This is a genomic window from Massilia horti (assembly GCF_004614195.1).
Classification (GTDB): Bacteria; Pseudomonadota; Gammaproteobacteria; order Burkholderiales; family Burkholderiaceae_D; genus Telluria; species Telluria horti.
The window spans coordinates 1-7,294 of record NZ_SPUM01000086.1; the positions used below are offsets into that span (position 1 = coordinate 1).

Annotated in this window: 3 protein-coding genes; 2 read left to right on the top strand and 1 reads right to left on the bottom strand. The window is 65.6% G+C overall.

Translation table 11 applies throughout. From position 1 onward, the window contains the following. Together E4O92_RS13100 and E4O92_RS13105 are read left to right on the top strand one after the other, a co-directional pair. Window positions 1-1,978, top strand: a 1,978-nt coding sequence (locus E4O92_RS13100) for a putative bifunctional diguanylate cyclase/phosphodiesterase (protein ID WP_135190221.1), incomplete at its 5' end; no start/stop codon positions are given. 63 nt (window positions 1,979-2,041) lie between these two features. After that, entirely contained in the window at window positions 2,042-4,888 is a 2,847-nt protein-coding gene (locus tag E4O92_RS13105) for a M16 family metallopeptidase (protein ID WP_135190222.1), read from the top strand. Window positions 4,889-5,040: 152 nt separating this feature from the next. Here E4O92_RS13105 and E4O92_RS13110 read toward each other — a convergent pair whose 3' ends face one another. After that, window positions 5,041-7,029, bottom strand: a complete 1,989-nt coding sequence (locus E4O92_RS13110; RefSeq protein ID WP_135190223.1) for a S9 family peptidase — start codon at window positions 7,027-7,029, stop codon at window positions 5,041-5,043. Window positions 7,030-7,294 lie beyond the last annotated feature (265 nt).

Consider the following 7,294-nt stretch of genomic DNA (forward strand, 5'->3'; position numbering starts at 1 on the left):
GCGCCTGACCGGTGGCGACCCGCGGCTGGCCGCCCTGCCCGGCTGTCCTGCGCCGGGCGCCTTCCTCGGCCTGCCAGTGCGCGTTCCGCAGAACCTGCACGGCTGGATGTACTGCGTGCGCGGCCCCGATGCGGTCCCGTTCTCGGAGGAGGACGAACGCATTGCCGCGACCCTCAGCGCCCAGCTTGCGGTCGCCTACGAGAACCTGAACCTGTACCAGGTCGTCCAGCGCCACGCCGCCCAGCTGCAGCTGGAGGCGACCGCACGCGCGCGCGCCGACGCCGCGCTGCGCGAGAGCGAACACCGGCTCGAGCTGGCGCGCCAGGTGTTCGACAGCACCACCGAAAGCATCATGATGACCGACGCCCACGCCAACATCGTCGCGGTCAACCCGGCTTTCGAACGCATCACCGGCTACCGTGAGAACGAGGTGATCGGCAAGAATCCGCGCCTGCTGCGCTCCGGCCGCCACGACCTCGCCTATTTCCGCAAGGTGTGGGACAGCCTGCTCGAACACGGCCAGTGGCGCGGCGAGATCTGGAACCGGCGCAAGAGCGGCGAAATCTACCCGGAGAGCCTGTCCATCAGCGCCATCCGCGACGACATGGGCGGCTTGACGGCCTATGTCTCGGTCTCGTCCGACCTGTCGGCGCTCAAGGCCGCGCACCACAAGCTCGACTTCCTCTCCAACCACGACTCGCTGACCCGCCTGCCGAACCGCTCGCTGCTCAACGACCGCCTGCGCCAGGCGATCGCCGCCGCGCTCGAGGGCGGCAACCTGCTGGCGGTCCTCTTGTTTAATGTCGACCGCCTCGCGCGCATCAACGACAGCCTGGGCCACGCCGCCGGCGACCTGCTGCTGCGCCAGGTCGCGCGGCGCGCCAACGCGCTGGCGGGACCCACCGACACCCTCGCCCGCCTGTCGGGCGACGAATTCGTGCTGCTGCTGACCCGGTGCACGGAAATCGACGACGTGATTGCCCGCGCTCGCCGACTGATCGACGAGATCGCGCAGCCGGTCACCATCGGCGGGCACGACGTGGTGGTCACAGCCAGCGTCGGCATCAGCATCTTCCCGCGTGACGGCGCCACGCCGGGCGACCTGCTGCGCGGCGCCGACGTGGCGCTGGCGCACGCCAAGGAGGAAGGCCGCAATGGCTTGCGCTTCTTCAAGGGCGAAATGAACGCCCACGCCTTGCGCTGGCTGTCGCTCGAAACCCACCTGCGGCGCGCGATCGCGCGCGACGAGCTGACCCTGCACTACCAGCCGCAGGTGCTGCATGGCGATGGACGCATCGTCGGAATTGAGGCGCTGCTGCGCTGGCACAGCCCGGAGCTGGGCATGGTGCCGCCGGGCGACTTCATCCCGCTGGCCGAGGACGCGGGCCTGATCCACCAGATCGGGGAATGGGTGATGCGCAAGGCCTGCCGGCAGAACAAGGCGTGGCAGGATGCCGGGCTGCTGAAGGTGCCGATCTCGGTCAACGTCTCGGCCAACCAGTGCAGCGGCGGCGGCCTGCCGGCGCTGGTGCGTGAGGCGCTGGATGCCTCGGGCCTTGAGCCGCGCTATCTCGACATCGAACTGACCGAAAGCGTGATGATGGGCGACTACGCGGTAGCCCAGGCCCAGCTCGCCGAGCTGCGCTCGATGGGTGTGTCGGTCTCGCTCGACGACTTCGGCACGGGCTACTCCTCGCTCGGCTACCTGTCGCGCTTTTCGCTGGACAAGCTGAAGATCGACCAGGGCTTCGTGCGCAACATCACCAGCGACCCGCGCAGCGCAGCCATCGCCCAGGCCACGATCGCGCTGGCCCACGGCCTGTCGCTGGGCGTGGTGGCCGAAGGCGTCGAAACCTTTGCTGAACGCGACTACCTGGCCGCTCTGGGGTGCGCGATCATGCAGGGCTACCTGTACAGCCGCCCGGTGCCAAGCGACGCCATGGCCCGCCTGCTGGCCGACGGGTATGTGGCGCGCTGAACATCTCCGAATACGGCTGAGCCCGGGGTACAATGTCCGCGAGACAACAACTGGATGCGCCCCATGACCAATAATATCGTCAGAACCGTTTGCCTTGCCGCCCTGCTCGGCGTCTCGCTCACCGCCCAGGCAGCCCTCGACCTGAAGGCCAAGATCGTGCCCGGTCCGCAGGTCAAGGTGGGAAAGCTCGCCAACGGCCTGACCTACTACATCCAGAAGAACAAGAAGCCCGAACAAAAAGTCGAGCTGCGCCTGGTGGTCAAGGCCGGCTCGATCCTCGAGGACGACGACCAGCAGGGCCTGGCCCACTTCGTCGAACACATGGCGTTCAACGGCTCGACCCACTTCAAGAAGCACGAACTGATCTCGTACCTGCAATCGATCGGCGTAAAGTTCGGCGCCGACCTGAACGCGTACACCAGCTTCGACCAGACCGTCTACGTGCTGCCGCTCCCGACCAGCCGCAAGGAGAACATCGACAAAGCCTTCACCGTGCTGGAGGACTGGGCCCAGGGCGTGACCTTCAACGACGCCGACATCGACAAGGAGCGCGACATCGTGCTCGAGGAACTGCGTCTCGGGAAGGGCGCGGCCGACCGCATGGGCAAGGTGCTGCTGCCGAAGATCTTCAACGGCTCCAAATACGCCCAGCGCCTGCCGATCGGCCAGGAAGACATCATCCGCAACTTCAAGCCCGATACCCTGCGCCGCTTCTACCGCGACTGGTACCGCCCCAACCTGATGGCGGTGGTGGTGGTCGGCGACATCGATCCGATCGAGGCCGAAAAGCTGGTCAAGTCGCACTTCTCCAAGCTCAAGAACCCGCCCAATGAACGAGCGCGCCAATACGCGGCGATCCCGCTGCGCACCGAGACCGAGGCAGTGGTCGTCACCGACAAGGAAGCCACCACCAACACCCTGCTGATCCGCTACCCGGTGCAGGCGGTGCGCGACCTGTCGACCGTGGGCGCGTACCGCGAACAGCTGGTCCAGTCGCTGTTCGCCGGAATGCTGGGCCAGCGGCTGCAGGAACTGTCGCAGCTGCCCAACCCGCCCTTCATCGGCGGCAGCAGCATGCTGAGCCGCCTGACGCCGCGCTACCGCTCGTACAACTCGAACGCGCTGCTCGGCACCGGCGGCGCCGTGCCAGCGATCGAAGCGCTGGTGCAGGAAAACGAGCGCGCACGCCGGTTCGGATTCACCGCAACTGAGCTGGAGCGAACCAAGAAGAACGTCGTGCGCGCCATCGAGATCGCTTACAACGAGCGCGACAAGACCGATTCAGGCGCCTACGCTGCCGAATACATGCGCAACTTCCTCGAAGGTGAGGCGATTCCCGGCGTCGAAGCCGAATACCGCTTCGTCAAAGAGCTGGTGCCGGGCATCACGCTCGAAGAGATGAACGCCTATGCGCGACGCACCATTCCCGCCGACTCGGGCAAGCTGGTGGTCTACACAGGCGTCGAGCGCAAGGACATGCCGCCGCCAAGCGGGGACGAGCTGCTCGCTGCGATCACCGCCGCTGGCAAGACGCAGGTGACCGCGCACGACGACAAGGCGCTGGCGGCAGCGCTGATGGACAAGCCGCCAAGCCCCGGCAGCATCGTGGCCGAATCGCAGGACAAGGCGCTTGGACTGACCACGCTCACGCTGTCCAACGGCGTCAAGGTGATCCTGAAGCCGACCGATTTTCGCAATGACCAGGTGTTGATGAGCGCGGCGCGCTTCGGCGGGCAGACCCTGTTCGACGACAAGGACATCATCAACGCGCGCTACGCCAACTCGATCGTAGGCAGCATGGGGCTGAAGGACTACTCGCCCCTCGACGTCAGCAAGATCCTGGCCGGCAAAGCCGCCATGGTCAACATGGGCCTGGCCAACTACACCGATGTGGTCACCGGCAGCGCCGGCGCCAGCGACGTCGAAACCATGCTGCAGCTGGTGTGGCTCAAGTTCGCCGGCGTACGCCGCGACGACGACCTGTTCAAGTCCTACATCGGCAAGCAGGTCGAACTGGCGCGCAACCGGCTCGCGCAACCCGGCGCGCGCTTTGGCGACACCATCATCGCGACTCTCTACAACAACAATCCGCGTGCGCCGCGCCCGCTGCGGCCGGAAGAGTTCTCGCAGATCAGCCTCGAACGCAGCATCGAGATCTACCGCGAGCGCTTCTCGAGCGCGAGCGGCCTGACCTTCGTCCTGGTGGGCAGCTTCGACCCGGCGGCGATCAAGCCGCTGGTGGCGACCTACCTGGGCAGCCTGCCCACGCCCGAGATTCCCGTCACCTACCGCGACGTGGGCATGCGCCCTGTGACCGGCGTGGTCAAGCGCGAGGTACGCAGCGGCGCCGACGACAAGAGCACCATATCGCTGACCTTTACCGGAGACGCCGAGGTGTCCGAGGCTGAAGAACTGCGCCTGGCCGCGTTGATCGAGGTGATGAACCTGCGGATCATCGACGTCCTGCGCGAAAAGCTGGCCCTGATCTATGGCGGCGGCATGAGCGGCGGGATGGGCCGGATACCGTACGGGCACTACTCGATCAGCGCCACGCTCCCCACTGGACCGGCGAATGTCGACAAGGTGCTGGAGACGACGTTTGTGGAGATCGGGCGCATCAAGCGCAACGGGCCGGAACCGCAAGAGCTTGAGAAGGTCAAGCGCAATTGGCTCGAGAACCACCGCAAGGCGCTGCGCGAGAACGGCTACTGGCTGGGGCAAATTCAGTCCGCGCTGACCGAGGGGAAGGACCTGGCGTCGATCCTCAACTTCAACAAACAGGTCGAGGCGCTCACGGCAGAAGACGTCCAGGCGGCGGCGCAGCGCTACTTCAATACGGACAACTACGTGCAGGTGGTGCTGTACCCGGAGAAGACCGGCACGCAAGAGAAGGCGAACGGGGCGCAATAACAGGTAGTGCTTAATGGAGGCGTAGGGTGCGCACCTGTGCGCACGCGGTACGTATGCGTACCAGAGCCAACGTTATTCAACCGTACCGCGTGCGCACAGGTGCGCACCCTACGACAAGACGCCGCTGTCTCCAGCGGCGTTTTCATTCGCGCTTACTTCAGATAGCGGTCAAACCACGCCAGCGTCCGTTCGCGCTGGTCGCGTTGATGCTCCGGCTTGCGGATCGCATGTCCCTCGCCGTCGTAGATGACGAGCGAGGTCGGCACTCCCATCGCGCGCAGGCCGTGCCAGAACTCGATCGACTGCGCCGCCGGACATTCGACGTCACGTTCGCCGACATAGATGAAGGTCGGCGTCTTCGCGGCCTTGATCGATTCGATCGGCGAGGCCGCGCGATAGATCGCCGGGTCCTCGTACGCGGAAGCGCCGAAGAACGGAATCATCCAGGTATCGATACCGTTCTGGCCGTAGTAGCTGATCCAGTTCGCAATGCCCGCTCCGGCCACCGCCGCCTTGAAGCGCTGGCTGTGCGTCACGCCCCACATCGTCATGAAGCCGCCATACGAATGGCCCATCAGACCGAGCCGCTCGCCGTCAATAGGCGCAGTCTTGATCGCGGCATCGACGCCGGCCAGGATGTCGCGCCAGTCGCCGCCGCCGAAATCGCGCTTGTTGGCGCTGCTGAACTTGGTGCCCTGGCCATAGCTGCCGCGCGGATTAGGCAGGAACACAAAATAGCCGTTGCGGGTCAGGTCGCGCAGCAGCGGATTGCCACGCTCGCCATCCGGCACGAAACGCGGAGTCGCGGCAGAGGCTGGCCCACCGTGCACCTGCACGATCATCGGGTACTTCTTGCCGGCCTCGATCTTGCGCGGCCCAACCAGCCAGCCCTGCACGTTGAAGCCTTCGTTGGTCCAGGACACGCTCTGGCTGCTCACCTGCGATTCGAAGCCGTCGTTGTCGTGGGTGATCGCAGCGAGCTGCGGCAGGCGGCCGGCGACGATGCGCGGGGCGTGCTCGTAATCCTCGTGCACCGAGGCGGCCACCGCGCCGTCAAGACTGAACACGAAACGGCCGTCGCGCGAGCCGGCAGCCGTCACCGGGCCTGACCACAGCGTGCGCGTGGTTCGCGCCGCCGGGTCGATCGCCACCACCGCCGAATCGCGGCCCGCAAGCACCGACGCCAGCAGCTGGTTACCGCGCCAGACGATGCCATTGAACGATCCGGCATAACCGGGGGTCACGTCGACCGGCTCGCCACCGGACAGCGGCACGGTGTACACATCGCCACCGATCGAGCCGAAATCGCTCATCAGGCCGCCGATGAAGGCGACCGTCTTGCCGTCGCTTGATACGCGCGGCATATTCATCTGCATCTTGGGCGCAGCCACGATGCGCAGCTTGCCGGTCGCGGCATCCACGTGGCCGAGCGTGGCGACCCACCAGTTGTTGTCGCCGTTGCCCTTGGCGCTGGTGACGACGAAGCCCTTGCCGTCCGGGGTCCAATCGTATTCGTAGACGAAGGTGTCGCCAGGTGACACCAGTTTCAAGTCGCCACCGGACGCGGGAACGAGCGCGATGCGCTGCTCGTCCTCGTTATCGGCCAGGCCAATCTCGCCGACCAGGCGCGCGCCCGCCTCGACGGCCCCGGTCAGCTTCTTCGCGTCGACAGTGGCCAGCAATGCCAGTTGGGTGCCGTCCGGCGACCAGCGCGCGGTGCTTGCGACGCCCTTGATCGTGGTGACCGGCGTCAGCTTGGTCGCGGACACGCCGCTGCCCGCTTCAAACAGGCTGCGCAAGACGTACACGGTGGCCGTGCCGGCCTTGGAGTCGGAGGCGATGAATGCCAGCGACTTCTGGTCCGGAGACCAGGACGGGAAATCGTAGGAGCAGGTGCCGCAGGGATCGATGTCCCTGATGATCTTGCCGCTCGCGGCATCGCGCACGACGATCTTGGCGTGCGGGCGCTTGCCCTGCTCGCCCGTGTCCAGCGACTCGATCGCTGCGAGATGCGTGCCATCGGCGCTCAAGGCCAGCATGCGGTATTCGCGCAAGCCCTGTGGCGCCGCCGCGTGCGCATGCGCGGCCGCGAGCAGCACTGCGGTCACCGTGGTATTTACTAATGCTTTTAAATGAGTCATCTCCGCTATCCTGTTCTTGTTTTTGAAATCGTAAATACGGCAAACCGGCGGTTCGTCAGTGCGAAACCGATGAGGCTGCCTGCACAGGAGTCTACGCGAAAAGATGCGTGAATGGACAGGACTGGCGTAGGGTGGGCGGGTCTCCCGCCCACGCGTTCAAACAGAGCGCGAATCTAGCGGACACAGGGCAGCGCTGCCGCTGGCTGAACTATCGTAACGTGAAAGAAAGCACTGTACGGATGTGCAGCGTCCTGACCTGAGTAGG